This is a genomic window from Pseudomonas sp. R3.Fl, assembly GCF_023516765.1.
GTDB lineage: Bacteria > Pseudomonadota > Gammaproteobacteria > Pseudomonadales > Pseudomonadaceae > Pseudomonas > Pseudomonas citronellolis.
The window spans coordinates 132,297-147,350 of sequence record NZ_JAMGSO010000001.1 but is presented as its reverse complement, the minus strand read 5'-3'; the positions used below and the strand labels follow the sequence as shown (position 1 = coordinate 147,350).

Genomic DNA, 15,054 nt, shown 5'->3' with positions numbered 1-15,054 from the left:
ACCCCATGAAAGACATCCTCGGCATCTACAGCGCCCCGCGTCCGCACTGGGTCGGCGACGGCTTCCCGGTCCGCACCCTGTTCTCCTACGACCGCCTGGGCGACCAGCTCAGCCCCTTCCTGCTGCTCGACCACGCCGGGCCGCAGGACTTCCCCGGCGACGGCGCCCGGCGCGGCGTCGGCCAGCACCCGCACCGCGGCTTCGAGACCGTCACCCTGGTCTACCAGGGCGAACTGGAGCACCGCGACTCCAGCGGCGCCGGTGGACGCATCGGCCCCGGCGACGTGCAATGGATGACCGCCGGTGCCGGCATCCTCCACGAGGAATACCACGCCCCGGCCTTCAGCCGCAGCGGCGGCACCCTGCACATGGTGCAGCTGTGGGTGAACCTGCCGGCCCGCGACAAGCTCGCCGCGCCGGCCTACCAGACCCTGCTGGACGCCAGCATCCCCCGCGCCGAGCTGCCCGGCGGCGCCGGCCAGCTGCGGGTGATCGCCGGCGACTACCGCGGCCATCGCGGCCCGGCCCACAGCTTCAGCCCGCTGGATGTCTGGGACCTGCGCCTGAACGCCGGCAAGGCCTTCGAGCTGCGCGTCGAGCCGGGCCGCAACACGGCGCTGGTGGTGCTGCGCGGCAGCCTGCGGCTGAACGGCGGGCAACGGGCGGAGGAGGGCCAGCTGGTGCTGTTCGAGCGCCGCGGCGATGCCATCCACATCGAGACCGAAAGCGACGCCCTGGCGCTGCTGCTGTCCGGCGAACCGCTGGACGAACCCATCGTCGGCTACGGCCCCTTCGTCATGAACAGCCGCGAGCAGATCGAGCAGGCCCTCGACGACTTCCGCCACGGGCGTTTCGGACAGATGGCCGGCTGAGCGTCACGTGCCGGACTCGGCCAGCGCCTAGTCTGGTTGGACGCCCGCCCGGGACGCGCGGGCCATTGGGGCAGGACGCCCACTTGCGAGGAAACGAAAATGAGCCGATTCGACAACGTCGCCAACTTCAACGGCCAGCGCCCGGTGATCGACCCCGACGACACCGCCATGCTGCTGATCGACCACCAGAGCGGGCTGTTCCAGACGGTCAAGGACATGCCCATGACCGAACTGCGCGCCAACGCCATCACCCTGGCGAAGATCGCGAGCCTGGCGAAGATCCCGCTGATCACCACCGCCTCGGTGCCCCAGGGCCCCAACGGCCCGCTGATCCCCGAGATCCACGAGGCCGCGCCGCATGCGCAGTACGTGGCGCGCAAGGGCGAGATCAACGCCTGGGACAACCCCGACTTCGTCGCCGCAGTGGAGAGGACCGGCAAGAAGACCCTGGTCATCGCCGGCACCATCACCAGCGTGTGCATGGCCTTCCCGGCGATCGCCGCGGTCAACGCCGGCTACCGGGTGTTCGCGGTGATCGACGCCTCCGGCACCTACTCCAAGGCCGCCCAGGAAATCACCCTGGCCCGTGTGGTGCAGGCCGGCGTGGTGCCCATGGACACCGCCGCGGTGTGCTCGGAGATCCAGCGCACCTGGAACCGCCCCGATGCCGCCGACTGGGCCGAGGCCTACAGCCACATCTTCCCGCACTACCGCCTGCTGATCGAAAGCTACACCAAGGCCCAGGCGGTGGTGAGCAACCACGAAGCGCTGGATTCGCAGCGCTGACGACACCCCTTGCCCGGCGCAGGCCGGGCGTTCCCCCAGCAAGAGGAAAGCGCAATGAGCAAGCCCTATGTTCGCCTCGACAAGACCCAGGCCGCCGTGCTGCTGGTCGACCACCAGGCCGGACTGCTGTCCCTGGTGCGCGACATCGAACCGGACAAGTTCAAGAACAACGTGTTGGCCCTGGCGGACCTGGCCAAGTACTTCAAGCTGCCGACCATCCTCACCACCAGCTTCGAGAGCGGCCCCAACGGCCCGCTGGTGCCGGAACTGAAGGAACTCTTCCCCGACGCCCCGTACATCGCCCGCCCGGGCAACATCAACGCCTGGGACAACGAGGACTTCGTCAAGGCGGTGAAGGCCACCGGCAAGAAGCAACTGATCATCGCCGGCGTAGTCACCGAAGTCTGCGTGGCCTTCCCGGCGCTGTCGGCCCTGGAGGAAGGCTTCGACGTCTTCGTGGTGGCCGACGCCTCCGGCACCTTCAACGAAGTCACCCGCGACGCCGCCTGGCGCCGCATGGAAGCCGCCGGCGCGCAACTGATGACCTGGTTCGGCGTGGCCTGCGAATTGCACCGCGACTGGCGCAACGACATCGAAGGTCTGGCGGCGCTGTTCTCCAGCCATATCCCGGACTACCGCAACCTGATCACCAGCTACAGCACGTTGACTGCTGGGAAGTGAGTCTGGGGCGCGCCGGTGTAGCGGTACGTGCTCCAATCGGCCGCCGGCTGGGGACGCCCGGCTGGCGGTTCGAGGGCAAAGTCCATAACCCTCTCCCTGAAGGGAGAGGGCACCGTTCGTACCACCGGGGCGTCCGGCGTGGCCGGAGAATCCAATCGCGGACAAAGTCCGCTCCTACGCCCGTGCTTCCCAGTAACCGTAGGAGCGGACTCCGTCCGCGATTCGGCGGATAACGCCGTAGGTGTTATGCGCCCTACGGATTTCCAGAGAAACCTCCGCGCGCACCGAAACGCCCCTTCAGAAGGCCGAGCGAAACCTCCGCTCAGGAGGTCATGCGACATGGATGTCGCGAGAGCCCCGCGGGCTACAGGGACGTACCCTCGGGGCGGGCCTCCGTGGCGGGGGAGTTCGCGAGGGTAGCCCGGCTTTATCGGGCCCGTATGTCGGGGCAAGCCTTTTTGGTTCCTTTTTGCGGGGGTGGCCTTCCACCGTTTGACAAAAGGGACTCGCCCGAGGGGGCGAAACCAGAGACATCAACGCACTCGGAGCGGCGCGCTACACCCAAACAAGAAGTCTCTGGGTTCCCGCGTTCGCGGGAATGACGGGTTGGAAGGATGGTGCCTGACTTCCAGGCCACTCCGAACAGCCCCCTCTCCCTTCAGGGAGAGGGCTGGGGAGAGGGCGCTCTCAAACCAAACACCCAAGCCCCCGGCAAACCCCATTCACAAACAGCACTCCCCCCCATCCCCCACCCGCCGCAGCAACTCCACCAACGTCCGCGCACACCCCGGCAGCGCCTCGCGCTCACGCATCAACACACTGCGCTCCCGCACCACCCAGGGCTCGTCCAGCTGCAGGATGCTCAACCCCATGCTGCGCTGGTGTCGACGCGCCGCGGTTTCCGGGAGCACGCCGATGCCCACCCCGGCCTCGATCATCCGGCAGGCCGCCTCGAAGCTGGCCACCTGGATGCGCAGGTTGAGGGTGCCGCCCAGGCGCTCCACCTGTTCGCGCAGGAAGCTCTGCAGGGTGCTGCCCTCGTGCAGGCCGACGTGGAAATAGCCGAGGGTGTCGGCCAGGGTAGGGCGGCCCAGGCGTTCCAGGGCATGGCCCGGCGGCACCACCAGCACCAGGTGGTCGGTGCTGAAATGGAGGATCTCCAGGCCCTCGGCGCGCACCGGGCCGGCGACTATGCCCAGGTCCGCCGAGCCGTCGAGGATGGCGCGGACGATGTCGCGGTTCAGGCGCTCCTGCAGGTCCACGGTGACGGCGGGGCGCTCGGCGAGGAAGCCGGCCAGCACCTCCGGGAGGAACTCGGTGACCGCCGTGGTGTTGGCGAAGATGCGGATGTGCCCGGCCTGGTCGCCGCCCTGTTCGCCGAAGTCGTCCTTGAGCCGCTCCACCTGGCGCAGGATCAGGCGCGCGTGCTGCAACAGGCGCTGGCCGCTGGGGGTCAGTTCCACGCCACGGTTGTCGCGGTACAGCAGGCGGCTGTCGAGCTGGCTTTCCAAGGCCTTGATGCGGGCGCTGGCGGCGGCCGCCGAGAGGTGCGCGCGGCGGGCGCCCTGGGTCAGGCTGGGGGATTCGGCGATGTGCACGAAGAGGCGCAGGTCGGCCAGGTCGAAATGCATGATGAGGGCGTCCGGGTGGCGTTCGGTTTCGGTTAACGCCGGATTATGAAAATGCGGATTCTCGGAACGCAAGCCCCTCGGCATCCTGTTCGGAAACTTCCACGGAAGAGAAACCATGAGTGAAATGTCCTACGCAGCCTGGATAGGCCGCACCCAGGAAAGCCAGGAAGAACTGAGCACGCTGCTGGTCAGCCGCCTGGCCGCCACCCTCGGCGAGCCGGCCCCCGCCGCCGGCGAGGCGCTGCCGCCGCTATGGCACTGGGCGTTCTTCCAGGATGCCGTGCCCGAGGCCGGCCTGGGCGCCGACGGCCATCCCGCGCGCGGCGGCTTCCTGCCGCCGGCGGATGGGCGCAACCGCATGTGGGCCGGCGGCCGCCTGGAGTTTCACGAGCCGCTGCGTGTTGGCCGCGAAGCCAGCCGGGTGACCACCATCCTCAAGGTCGAGGAAAAGCACGGGCGCACCGGCGCGCTGCTGTTCGTCACCCTGCGCCACGACTACCTGCAGGACGGCCACCTGGCCCTGCGCGAAGAGCAGGACATCGTCTACCGCGAACCCAGCCCGCCCAAGCTCGGCGGCACCGAGGCGCTGCCCGAAGGCGCCTGGCGCGAGGCGGTCGAGCCCAGCCCGGTGCTGCTGTTCCGCTATTCCGCAGTGACCTTCAACGGCCACCGCATCCACTACGACTGGCCCTACGTCACCGGCGCCGAAGGCTACCCCGGCCTGGTGGTGCACGGCCCACTGATCGCCACCCTGAACCTGCGCGCCTTCTGCCGCGCCAACCCCCAGGCGCGCCTGCGTCGCTTCGCCTACCGCGGCCTGCGCCCGCTGATCAGCCCCGAGCCGTTCGAGCTGGGCGGCCGCCCCAGCGGCCCCGGCAAGGCCGAGGTCTGGGCCGGCAACGCAGCCGGCATCGCCCAGCGCGGCGAAGTGGAATTCGACTGAACCCCCATCGAGGAACCCCCATGAGCAGCACCCCGGAAGAACTGCAGGCCATCCGCGAAGGCGTGCGCGCCCTGTGCGCGGAATTCCCCGCCGAGTACTGGCGCAAGATCGATGAAGTGAAAGGCTTCCCCGAAGCCTTCGTCAAAGCCATGACCGAGGCCGGCTGGCTGTCGGCGATGATCCCCGAGGAATACGGCGGCTCCGGCCTGGGCCTGGCCGAGGCCTCGGTGATACTCGAGGAAGTGAACCACTGCGGCGGCAACTCCGGGACCATCCACGGGCAGATGTACAACATGTTCACCCTGCTGCGCAGCGGCAGCGAGGAACAGAAGCGCTACTACCTGCCGAAGCTGGCCAGCGGCGAGCTGCGCCTGCAGTCCATGGGCGTCACCGAGCCGACCACCGGCACCGACACCACCAAGATCAAGACCACCGCCGTGCGCCAGGGCGACAAGTACGTGGTCAACGGCCAGAAGGTGTGGATCTCCCGCGTGCAGCACTCCGACCTGATGATCCTGCTGGCGCGCACCACGCCGCTGGCCGAGGTGAAGAAGAAGGCCGACGGCATGTCGATCTTCCTGGTCGACCTGCACGAGGCCATCGGCAACGGCCTGACCGTGCAACCGATTGCCAACCTGGTCAACCACGAGACCAACGAGCTGTTCTTCGACAACCTGGAGATTCCCGCCAGCAGCCTGATCGGCGAGGAGGGCAAGGGCTTCCGCTACATCCTCGACGGGCTCAACGCCGAGCGCACGCTGATCGCCGCCGAGTGCATCGGCGACGGCCGCTGGTTCATCGAGAAGGCCAGCCAGTATGCCCGCGACCGCGTGGTGTTCGGCCGCCCGATCGGGCAGAACCAGGGCGTGCAGTTCCCCATCGCCGAGGCGCACATCGAGGTGGAAGCGGCCGACCTGATGCGCTGGAAGGCCTGCGCGGAATACGACGCCGGGCGCAACGCCGGGGCGGCGGCGAACATGGCCAAGTACCTGGCGGCCAAGGCCAGCTGGGAGGCGGCCAACGCCTGCCTGCAGACCCACGGCGGCTTCGGCTTCGCCAACGAATACGACGTCGAGCGCAAGTTCCGCGAGACGCGCCTGTACCAGGTGGCGCCGATCTCCACCAACCTGATTCTGTCCTACGTGGCCGAGCACCTGCTCGAACTGCCGCGCTCCTTCTGACCTGCGAGCCCAAGGACGACAAGCGATGAACAATACCCACGCCCTGGCCGAATTCCTCGCCGGCCTGCGCTACGAAGACCTGCCCGCCGCGGTGGTCGCGCGCACCGAAGACCTGTTCCTCGACTGGCTGGGCTCGGCCCTGGCCAGCCAGGGCCGTCACCCGATCCCACTGTTCCAGCGCCATGCACAACGCATGGGGCCGGCGGACGGGCGCAGCCGCGTGCTGGTCGACGGTTCATCGACTTCGGCGTACTTCGCCGCGCTGGTCAATGGCGCCAGTTCGCACCTGGTGGAACAGGACGACCTGCACAACAGCTCGGTGTTGCACCCGGCCACGGTGGTATTCCCGGCGGCCCTGGCCGCCGCCCAGGACCTGGGCAAGTCCGGCCGCGAACTGATCCTCGCGGCGGTCGCCGGCTACGAGGCGGGCATCCGCATCGGCGAGTTCCTCGGCCGTTCGCATTACCGCATCTTCCACACCACCGCCACGGTCGGCACCCTGGCCGCGGCGGTGGCGGTCGGCAAGCTGCTGGGCCTGGACGCCCGCCAGTTCGTGAACTGCCTGGGCAGCGCCGGGACCCAGGCTGCCGGGCTCTGGGAGTTCCTCCGCGACGCCGCCGACTCCAAGCAGCTGCACACCGCCAAGGCCGCCGCCGATGGCCTGCTCGCCGCCTACCTGACCGCCGATGGCCTCAGCGGCGCGCAGAACATCCTCGAAGGCGAGCAGGGCATGGCCGCCGGCATGTCCAGCGACGCCGACCCGCGCTGGCTGGTGGACGGCCTGGGCAGCCGCTGGGCGCTGGTCGAGACTTCGTTCAAGTTCCACGCCTCCTGCCGCCACACCCATCCCGCGGCCGACGCCCTGCTGGCGCTGATGCAGCGCGAGGGGCTGCAGGCCGAGGACATCGCCCGCGTCACCACCCGCGTGCACCAGGGCGCCATCGACGTGCTCGGCCGTGTGGTCGTGCCGCAGACGGTGCACCAGGCGAAGTTCTCCATGGGCACGGTGCTGGGCCTGATCGCCGTGCACGGCAAGGCCGGGCTGGTGGAGTTCGAGCAGTTCGCCCTGCAGGACCCGCGCGTGGCCGCCTTCCGCGACAAGGTGGGCATGCAACTGGATGCCGAGGTGGACGGCGCCTACCCGCAGCGCTGGCTGGGCCGCGTCGAGGTGCTCACCAGCGATGGCCGCCAGTTGCAAGGCGCTATCGACGAGCCCAAGGGCGACCCGGGCAACAGCCTCAGCCGCGCCGAGCTGGAAGACAAGTTCCGCCGCCTGCTGGCCTTCGCCGGCGCCCGCGGCGAAGCCGAGGCCACCCGGCTGATCGACGCCAGCTGGCGCCTGCACGACCTGCCAGGCCTGGCAGCCTTTGCCTGAGTAGCCCACGGCCCGGGCGGGCGGCCTCCGGAACCCGGGGGTTCACAGAGCGCGGGGCGCCGCCCGCCCGGATCGTGGATACACACCGACAGCGCCGCGCCGTCCATGGCGGCGGCGCACGAGACACTTGGAGCACCCATGAACCCGCGTCCCCTCGACGGCATCACCGTCATCAGCCTGGAACACGCCATCGCCGCGCCGTTCTGCACCCGCCAGCTGGCCGACCTCGGCGCCCGCGTCATCAAGGTCGAGCGCCCCGGCGTCGGCGACTTCGCCCGCGGCTATGACGAGCGCGTGCGCGGCATGGCCTCGCACTTCGTCTGGACCAACCGCTCCAAGCAAAGCCTGGCCCTGGACCTCAAGCAGGGCGAGGCCCACGCCGTGCTGGAGCAACTGCTGGAACAGGCCGACGTGCTGGTGCAGAACCTCGCGCCCGGCGCCGCCGCGCGCCTGGGGCTGTCGTTCGAGGCGCTGCACGAACGCTTCCCGCGCCTGATCGTCTGCGACATCTCCGGCTATGGCGAAGGCGGCCCCTACGAGCAGAAGAAGGCCTACGACCTGCTGATCCAGAGCGAGAGCGGCTTCCTCTCGGTCACCGGCGGCCCCGGCCCGGACGAGATGGCCAAGGCCGGCTGCTCCATCGCCGACATCTCCGCCGGTATGTACGCCTACAGCGGCATCCTCTCGGCGCTACTGCTGCGCGGGCGCACGGGGGAGGGCAGCCGGGTGGAGGTCTCCATGCTCGAAGGCATGGCCGAGTGGATGGGCTTCCCCATGTACTACGCCTTCGAAGGCCAGGCGCAACCGCCGCGCGCCGGCGCGGCCCACGCCACCATCTACCCCTATGGACCATTCCCCGCTGGCGACGGCAAGAACGTGATGCTCGGCGTGCAGAACGAGCGCGAGTGGAAGCTGTTCTGCGAAGTGGTGCTGCAGCGCCCGGAACTGGCGGCGGACCCGCGCTTCACCGCCACCAGCCTGCGGGTGGCCAACCGCGACGCCCTGCGCGCATTGATAATCGAGGCCTTTGCCGGGTTGAGCGCGGCGGAAGTGGTGGCGCGCCTGGAGCAGGCGCAGATCGCCAACGCCCACGTCAACGACATGCAGGGCCTGTGGAACCACCCGCAACTGCAGGCCCGCGACGCCTGGCGCGAGATCGACAGCCCGGTGGGCCGCCTGCCGGCGCTGCTGCCGCCGGCCCGCAGCAATGCCTATGCGCCGCGCATGGACGCGGTGCCGGGTCTCGGTGAACATACCGACGGCCTGCTCGCCGAGCTGGGCTACAGCGCCGCCGACATCCAGCGCCTGCACGAGCAGGGCGCGGTGTGAGCCGAACCTGACCAAGGACCCCGCATGACTCCGATCGTCCGTTCCGCCCTGTTCGTCCCCGGCAGCCGCCCGGAGCGCTTCGCCAAGGCCCTGGCCAGCGGCGCCGACGCCGTGATCGTCGACCTGGAAGACGCCGTCGAGCCCGCGCTCAAGGCCCGCGCCCGCGACGACCTGGCGGCCTTCCTCGAAGCCAACCCGCAGGCCCGCGTGCGGGTGCGGGTGAACGCCGCCGGGCACCCCGAGCACGCCGCGGACCTGGAACTGTGCCGACGCCAGCCCGGAGTGGCGGGCATCCTCTTGCCCAAGGTCGAATGCGCCGACGACCTGCGCGAAGCGGCGGCCTGCGGCAAGCCGATCTGGCCGTTGATCGAGAGCGCCCGCGGCTTGCTGGCAGTGACGGAGATCGCCGCCGGCGCCGGCGTCGAGCGCCTGACCTTCGGCGGCCTCGACCTGGCCCTGGACATCGGCATGAGCAGCGGCACCGCGGCGGCGGCCACGGTCTACGACCAGGTGCGCCTGAGCCTGCTGCTGCATTCGCGGGTCAACGGCCTGCAGGCGCCGCTGGACACCGTCTACCCGGCCTTCGACGACGCCGAAGGCTTCGCCGCGACCCTCCGCCACGGCCGCGACCTGGGCCTGGTGGGCACGCTGTGCATCCACCCGAAGCAGGTCGCCGTGCTCCATGCCGCGCTGGCCCCCAGCGCCGAGGAACTGGCCTGGGCGCGCCGGGTGCTGGCCGCGGCCGAAAGCGGCGCAGCGGCCTTCCAGGTGGACGGCCAGATGGTCGACGCCCCGGTCCTGGCCCGCGCCCGCCGGCTGCTGGCCAATGCAGGCGAGTCGTAGGGCGCATAACCGTTCGCGGTTATCCGCCGTTGGCCGGAACACTGGCGTTGCCGAGGGCCATCGCGGACGAAGTCCGCTCCTACGTCCGTGCTTCTCTGGAACCGTAGGAGCGGACTCCGTCCGCGATTGGCGGATAACGCCATAGGCGTTAGGCAAACACGAAATACTTGCGCACCGTCTCCACCACTTCCCAGGTGCCCTTGAGCCCTGGCTCGATGACGAACACGTCGCCTGCCTTCAGGTGCACCGGCTGCTCGCCCTCGGGGGTGATGATGCAGTAGCCGTCGAGGAAGTGGCAGTACTCCCACTTCTCGTAGTTCACCTCGAACTTGCCGGGGGTGCAGATCCAGGTGCCCATGATCTTGCTGCCGTCCGCCGAGGTGTAGGCGTTGAGGTTGACGGTGTGCGGGTCGCCGCCGATGCGCTTCCACTTGGTGGCATCCAGCACGGGGGTGGGGCAGGTTTCGCGCAGTACGGTGATGAAGTCGGACATGACAGTTCCAGGTCGGTGGGATGTGGCCCGTCACCATAGGGGCAACGGCCACGCCGGAGTTGCCTGGATTCGACGCCGATGTGCCTGGAAGCGCTGCGCGGTAGCGGTCAACGTCAGTTGCGCAATGGCTCCAACCCGCAATGAGCCCAGATAACGGCAGCGAGTGTGGCCATCGACAAAACGGCATGCCAGACGCCTACCCGAAGGGTCGAATCGGGTTTGATCGCCTGGATCATGGGCAACAACTCATCGGGTACGCCGATCTTCGATGCGTAGTCCTTGACGCACCTTGCTGCGATCAGGAGTTCCTCTTGGGATTCCACTACCAAGCGCCAGTTCAATATGGCGAAGACTGCGAAAGCCGCTGCGAGAGGTAACAGCAACTGGCCGTTTTCGAATCTATCGCGGGACCAGGCGAAAGCTGCGGTAGCCGAGGCTACCAACTGGAAGTAGCCCCAGAACTTATGGTTCTTGTCCAAGGTTGCGCGATAGTGCGACAAAGCATCGGGCAGTGTGAATGACATCTTTGCTCCCCCCTGTGGCGTTGCTTCCTGCGCTGCCCAAGCCCGCATAGGCTTCCCGCAGCATCAAAGCTCTCCACAGACATATTCGCTTGCCTTGCGGGTTTTTCCAGCTGCTGTCGTTGCGGAGTACACCTGTGGGACGGATTTCGCAGCGCATCGTCGATCGAGGTTCCGCCTCGATAAGTCGGCCATATGTTTTCGATATCGCGAATTCTCCATGCAAATACCGACCGGCCGAAGTTTGAAACCTGGCCATTCCTTGCCTAAACCTAAAGTCGAGCCAGGCTGTTCCAGCCGTGCTGGGCAGCGAAGGGGTAGGGCACGCCAACCACGTCAAACGACCAAGGAACGACATCCATGACAAGCAAACTGCTCGGCAAGAGTGCGATCTTCGCGGTTCTCGGCGCCGCCAGCCTGTTCGCCCAGGCGGACCAGGCCGGGGGCAATGGCTGCGGTTGGGGCAACATGCTGTTCGAAGGGCAGCGCGGGTTGTTCCCGCACCTGCTGGCCACTACCACCAACGGGACTTCGGGTAACGCCACCTTCGGCCTGACTTCCGGCACCAACGGCTGCAACTCCGATGCGCGGCTGGGCTATGGCGGTCGTTCGATCTTTGCCATGAACGGCATGCTCGACAACATTGCCGAGGATATGGCCAAGGGGCATGGGGATGCGTTGGATGCCTATGCCACCCTGCTGGGGGTGCAGGCTCAGGATCGTGCGCATTTCGCGCAGGTTACTCAGCGGCACTTTGGGGAGATTTTTGCCAGTAAGGATGCGACTGGGGAGCAGGTTTATGCCAATACTCTGGCGGTGATGCAGCGTGATCCGACGCTGGCGCGCTATGCCAAGCAGCCTGCCTGAGGTTCGCGTAACGAGGCTGTTCACTTAAGAAAGAATGCCGTTTCTCTTCATGAGAGAAACGGCATTTTCATGTGGGGTGGGGCTAGGGCTTCGTTTGCGGCTCTTGGGCCTGCGCTCCGACCTCAACCCCGTCATTCCCGCGAACGCGGGACGCGGCTCCATCGCGAACAGCGCTTGCGCTGGCCCGAAGGGGAATAACCCAGAGACTTGGGGGCTTGGTGTACCGCGCCGCTCCGAGTGCTCGGATGTCTCTTGTTTCGCCCCCTCGGGCGAGTCCCTTTTGTCAAACGGTGGAAGGCCACCCCCGCAAAAAGGAACCAAAAAGGCTTGCCCCAACATACGGGCCCGATAAAGCCGGGCTACCCTCGCGAACTCCCCCGCCACGGAGGCCCGCCCCGAGGGTACGTCCCTGTAGCCCGCGGGGCTCTCGCGACATCCATGTCGCATGACCTCCTGAGCGGGGGCTTCGTTCGGCCTTCTGAAGGGGCGTTCCGGAGTGCGCGGAGGTTTCTCTGGAAATCCGAATCGCGGACAGAGTCCGCTCCGGTTCCAGGAAGCACAGCTTTTCGTAGGATGGCGTTGAGCGAAGCGATACCCATCGCCGTGACCGCATGGGTTTCGCAAGCTCAACCCATCCTACGAAGAGCGGCACAAGACAGTTGCTCCTACGGTTACAGGGAAGCACGGGCGTAGGAGCGGACTTTGTCCGCGATTGGACTCACCGGCCACGCCGGACACCCCGGTGGCACGAATGGCCCCCTCTCCCGCTTGCGGGAGAGGGCTGGGGAGAGGGCGCTCTTTGCAGAGCCCCAACCTCTGCCGCAACCCCGTCGGAAATCCGTAGGGCGCATAACGCCTACGGCGTTATCCGCCGAATCGCGGACAGAGTCCGCTCCTACGGTTCCAGGGAGGCACAGGCGTAGGAGCGGACTCCGTCCGCGATTGGACTCACCGCCCCTCAGGACGGATGTGGCTGCGCCACGCCAGCCGGCCGCTCATCCGCCACCATGACGCGGTTGCGGCCGGCCTGCTTGGCCTGGTAGAGCAGGGCGTCGGCGGTCGCTAGCACCGCGCCGACGTCTGTCCGCCCCTCGCTGCTGAAGGCCACGCCCAGCGACAGGGTGACTTGGCCCACCTGCGGGAAGTCCGTGCGTTCCGTCGTCAGGCGGATGCGCTCGGCGACTTCCGCCGCCACGCCGAGCGAGGTGCCCGGCAGCAGCAGGATGAACTCCTCGCCGCCGGCGCGGCACGGCAGGTCGCCGCTGCGCGAGTTGCACCGCAGCACCTCGGCGAAGGCCTGCAGCACCTGGTCGCCGGCGGCATGGCCGAAGGTGTCGTTGACCTGCTTGAAATGGTCGATGTCCATGCTGATCACCGCGAAGGGCTCGCCGCGCGCCACCCAGCTCGCCAGGGTGGCCTCCAGCGCCCGGCGGTTCGCCAGGCCGGTCAGCGGGTCGCTCTGGGCCTGGCGGTTGAGCTGGCCGATGCGCTCCTGGGTCATCTGCCCGCCGATGATCAGCGCCCGGCGGATGCGCCAGGCCTCGAAGTACCAGGCGCGCACCCCCTCGATGCGCTCGGTGTTGTCCAGCTGCGCCGCGTAGTCGGCCAGCCGGCGCAGGGGATGGCTGATCCGCGCGGCTATCCACCACAGCAGCGGGAAGCCGAGCAGGATCATCGGCACGATCCCCGCCAGCACCTGCAGCATCAGCGCGCGCACGGCGCCGAGGGTGACGCTCAGCGGCTGCTGCGAGACCACGCCCCAGCCGCTGTCCGATACCGCCGCGTAGCCCGCGAGCATCTCCAGGCCCTCGTGATTGGTGACCTGCATGGCGCCGCTTTCGCCGCGCAGCGCGGCGTCCACCGCGGCGTTGACGCCGATCGTCTGGCCGATGCGTTCGCGTTCGGGGTGGTAGAGCAACTGGCGCTGTTCGTCCACCAGGTAGACGAAGGAGGTGTCCTCCTGGAAGTGCCGGCTGACGATGTGGTTCAGCGAATTGGCGCGGTTCAGGTAGATGGTCCCGCCGACCAGGCCGAGGTAGTCGCCGCGGGCGTTCCAGACCGGGTGGGAGACGAATACCACCCGTTCGCCGGACTGCGAATGGAAGGCCGGGCTGATCATCGCCTGGCGCATTTCCAGGGGGCGCTTGGAGAGGATCTTGCGGCCATTGGCGCTGAGCCATTGGGGAATGGCGCTGAGGATCCGCCCGGTCGCGTCGACGATGACCACGGTGTTGAAGCTGCCGTCCTGGCGGACCAGGCGTTCCACCTCGGCGCCTCGGACCGCCGCATCGGCGAAGTCGCGCCCGAGGACGGCCGCGCTGTAGGCCAGGCGGTCCAGGGACGAGGCGAGGCTCTGGTTGATGCTCAGCGCAACCTTGGCCGCATAGGCCCGGTTGTGCTCCAGCGCACTGAGGACCAGCGTCTCCCGCTGGATCCGGTAGGTGGCGAACAGGTCGTTGGCCAGGGTCGCGATGGCCGCCAGCGAGGCGAACAGAAGGATCAAGGTGCGCAGGTTGAGCCTGGGCATGGGCCCCAAGGACATGGTGGATTCCGTCGATACTGTGGAGATCGCCTCGCCATCCACCCGGCCGGACATGCCTGGCGCGAGTGCGCGTTCGAGGGACTCGACGCCATGGCTGGATGCGGGTGGATTGCGGACGTTAGGGCGCCATTATGGACAAGGCCGGGCGCCGCGCCGGGGGTATTGGCGGAGATTCAGGGGCGGGGGTGGTAAAGCGGGAAGATTCCGTCGGGAGTATGGGACGCGCCAGGGACGGCGGCCCCTTGCCCCGGCGATGCACGGCATCCGGCACCGGGGCGCAAGGGGCTTCAGGCGCGGCGGGCGGGCTGTTCGTCCTTGGCCACGCTGGCGCAGCAATGCAGCAGGGCATCGCGGATCATGAAATTGACCAGAGTCGGGGAAACCCCCAGCTCGCGGGCGATCTCCTTCTGCTGCACGCCGTGCAGGCGGTACATCTCGAAGGCGTAGCGGGTGCGCTCGGGCAGCTGGCTCAGGGCTTCGTCGATCTGCTCGAGGGTGTCGAAGTTGATGTGCAGGGTTTCCGGCGTGCCGCCGTAGGCCGCCTCGGCCTCCATCAGTTCCTGGGGCGCGCCGGTGTGGCGCTGCTCCAGCGCCTGCTTGCGGTAGTGGTCGATGGCCAGGTTGCGCACCACCTGGAACAGGTAGCTCATCTGCGCCTTCAGCGGAATGGAGGCGCCGGAGGCGTTCTGCAGGCGGAAGAAGGTGTCCTGCACCACGTCCTCGGCATGGGAACGGCAACCGAGGAAGCGCGAGGCGAACTTGACCAGGATGGAGCGATTCTCGATGAAGGTCGCGACCAACGGCGAGGCATAACGGGAGGTGGGCAGTTCATCCAGCATGAGAATCACCTAGCGGCAGTGTGGGTGGGCAATTCGCTAGTCAGGTACGCATCCAGCGAGCCGAGCCGGAAAGTATTTGAAATGAGAATCATTGTCAACAATTGTAAATGAATGTTCTTCCAGGCCGGAAAGCCCCATGCAGACTGGCTTT

At 67.7% G+C, this 15,054-nt stretch carries 14 protein-coding genes; 9 read left to right on the top strand and 5 right to left on the bottom strand.

What is annotated here, in order from left to right; genetic code table 11:
* Positions 1–5: 5 nt before the first annotated feature.
* From M8R19_RS00500 to ycaC, 3 genes are all read left to right on the top strand, one after another.
* Entirely contained in the window at positions 6–872 is an 867-nt protein-coding gene (locus M8R19_RS00500; protein WP_249916690.1) for a pirin family protein, read from the top strand.
* A gap of 99 nt (positions 873–971) precedes the next feature.
* Complete coding sequence (locus tag M8R19_RS00495) at positions 972–1,658, top strand: hydrolase (protein WP_249916689.1); 687 nt, start codon at positions 972–974, stop codon at positions 1,656–1,658.
* A 54-nt stretch (positions 1,659–1,712) separates the two neighbouring features.
* Complete coding sequence (gene ycaC, locus M8R19_RS00490; RefSeq protein ID WP_069865036.1) at positions 1,713–2,339, top strand: isochorismate family cysteine hydrolase YcaC; 627 nt, start codon at positions 1,713–1,715, stop codon at positions 2,337–2,339.
* A 722-nt stretch (positions 2,340–3,061) separates the two neighbouring features.
* Here ycaC and M8R19_RS00485 read toward each other — a convergent pair.
* Positions 3,062–3,970, bottom strand: coding sequence for a LysR family transcriptional regulator (locus M8R19_RS00485; protein WP_249916688.1), 909 nt, complete (start codon positions 3,968–3,970; stop codon positions 3,062–3,064).
* A gap of 115 nt (positions 3,971–4,085) precedes the next feature.
* On the opposite strand from M8R19_RS00485, the gene M8R19_RS00480 reads away from it, so the two are divergent.
* From M8R19_RS00480 to M8R19_RS00460, 5 genes are all read left to right on the top strand, one after another.
* The gene (locus tag M8R19_RS00480; RefSeq protein ID WP_249916687.1) at positions 4,086–4,913 is read left to right on the top strand and encodes an HTD2 family dehydratase; all 828 of its coding nucleotides are present in this window, start codon (positions 4,086–4,088) and stop codon (positions 4,911–4,913) included.
* A 20-nt stretch (positions 4,914–4,933) separates the two neighbouring features.
* A complete protein-coding gene (locus M8R19_RS00475; RefSeq protein WP_249916686.1) occupies positions 4,934–6,094 on the top strand; it encodes an acyl-CoA dehydrogenase family protein in 1,161 nt (386 codons plus the stop codon).
* Positions 6,095–6,119: 25 nt separating this feature from the next.
* Positions 6,120–7,469 carry an MmgE/PrpD family protein gene (locus tag M8R19_RS00470; protein WP_249916685.1) on the top strand — a complete coding sequence of 450 codons (1,350 nt, stop codon included), beginning with the start codon at positions 6,120–6,122 and terminating at the stop codon, positions 7,467–7,469.
* Between the two features lie 138 nt (positions 7,470–7,607).
* Positions 7,608–8,798 carry a CaiB/BaiF CoA transferase family protein gene (locus M8R19_RS00465; RefSeq protein ID WP_249916684.1) on the top strand — a complete coding sequence of 397 codons (1,191 nt, stop codon included), beginning with the start codon at positions 7,608–7,610 and terminating at the stop codon, positions 8,796–8,798.
* A gap of 24 nt (positions 8,799–8,822) precedes the next feature.
* Positions 8,823–9,641, top strand: a complete 819-nt coding sequence (locus M8R19_RS00460) for an HpcH/HpaI aldolase/citrate lyase family protein (RefSeq protein ID WP_249916683.1) — start codon at positions 8,823–8,825, stop codon at positions 9,639–9,641.
* Between the two features lie 148 nt (positions 9,642–9,789).
* Here the strand turns inward: M8R19_RS00460 and M8R19_RS00455 are convergent, their stop codons facing one another.
* Both M8R19_RS00455 and M8R19_RS00450 read right to left on the bottom strand, forming a co-directional pair.
* Positions 9,790–10,134: a cupin domain-containing protein gene (locus tag M8R19_RS00455; protein WP_009622067.1), complete on the bottom strand. Its 345-nt coding sequence runs from the start codon at positions 10,132–10,134 to the stop codon at positions 9,790–9,792.
* Positions 10,135–10,247: 113 nt separating this feature from the next.
* Positions 10,248–10,658, bottom strand: coding sequence for a hypothetical protein (locus M8R19_RS00450; RefSeq protein WP_074986535.1), 411 nt, complete (start codon positions 10,656–10,658; stop codon positions 10,248–10,250).
* A 357-nt stretch (positions 10,659–11,015) separates the two neighbouring features.
* Between M8R19_RS00450 and M8R19_RS00445 the strand changes: the two genes are divergently transcribed.
* Positions 11,016–11,522, top strand: a complete 507-nt coding sequence (locus tag M8R19_RS00445) for a DUF3015 domain-containing protein (protein WP_009622065.1) — start codon at positions 11,016–11,018, stop codon at positions 11,520–11,522.
* 958 nt (positions 11,523–12,480) lie between these two features.
* Here M8R19_RS00445 and M8R19_RS00440 read toward each other — a convergent pair.
* Positions 12,481–14,064 (bottom strand): sensor domain-containing diguanylate cyclase, encoded by a 1,584-nt coding sequence (locus M8R19_RS00440; RefSeq protein ID WP_249916682.1) that lies wholly within the window; start codon positions 14,062–14,064, stop codon positions 12,481–12,483.
* Between the two features lie 287 nt (positions 14,065–14,351).
* Positions 14,352–14,903, bottom strand: coding sequence for an RNA polymerase factor sigma-70 (locus tag M8R19_RS00435; protein ID WP_074985195.1), 552 nt, complete (start codon positions 14,901–14,903; stop codon positions 14,352–14,354).
* Between the last annotated feature and the right edge of the window lie 151 nt (positions 14,904–15,054).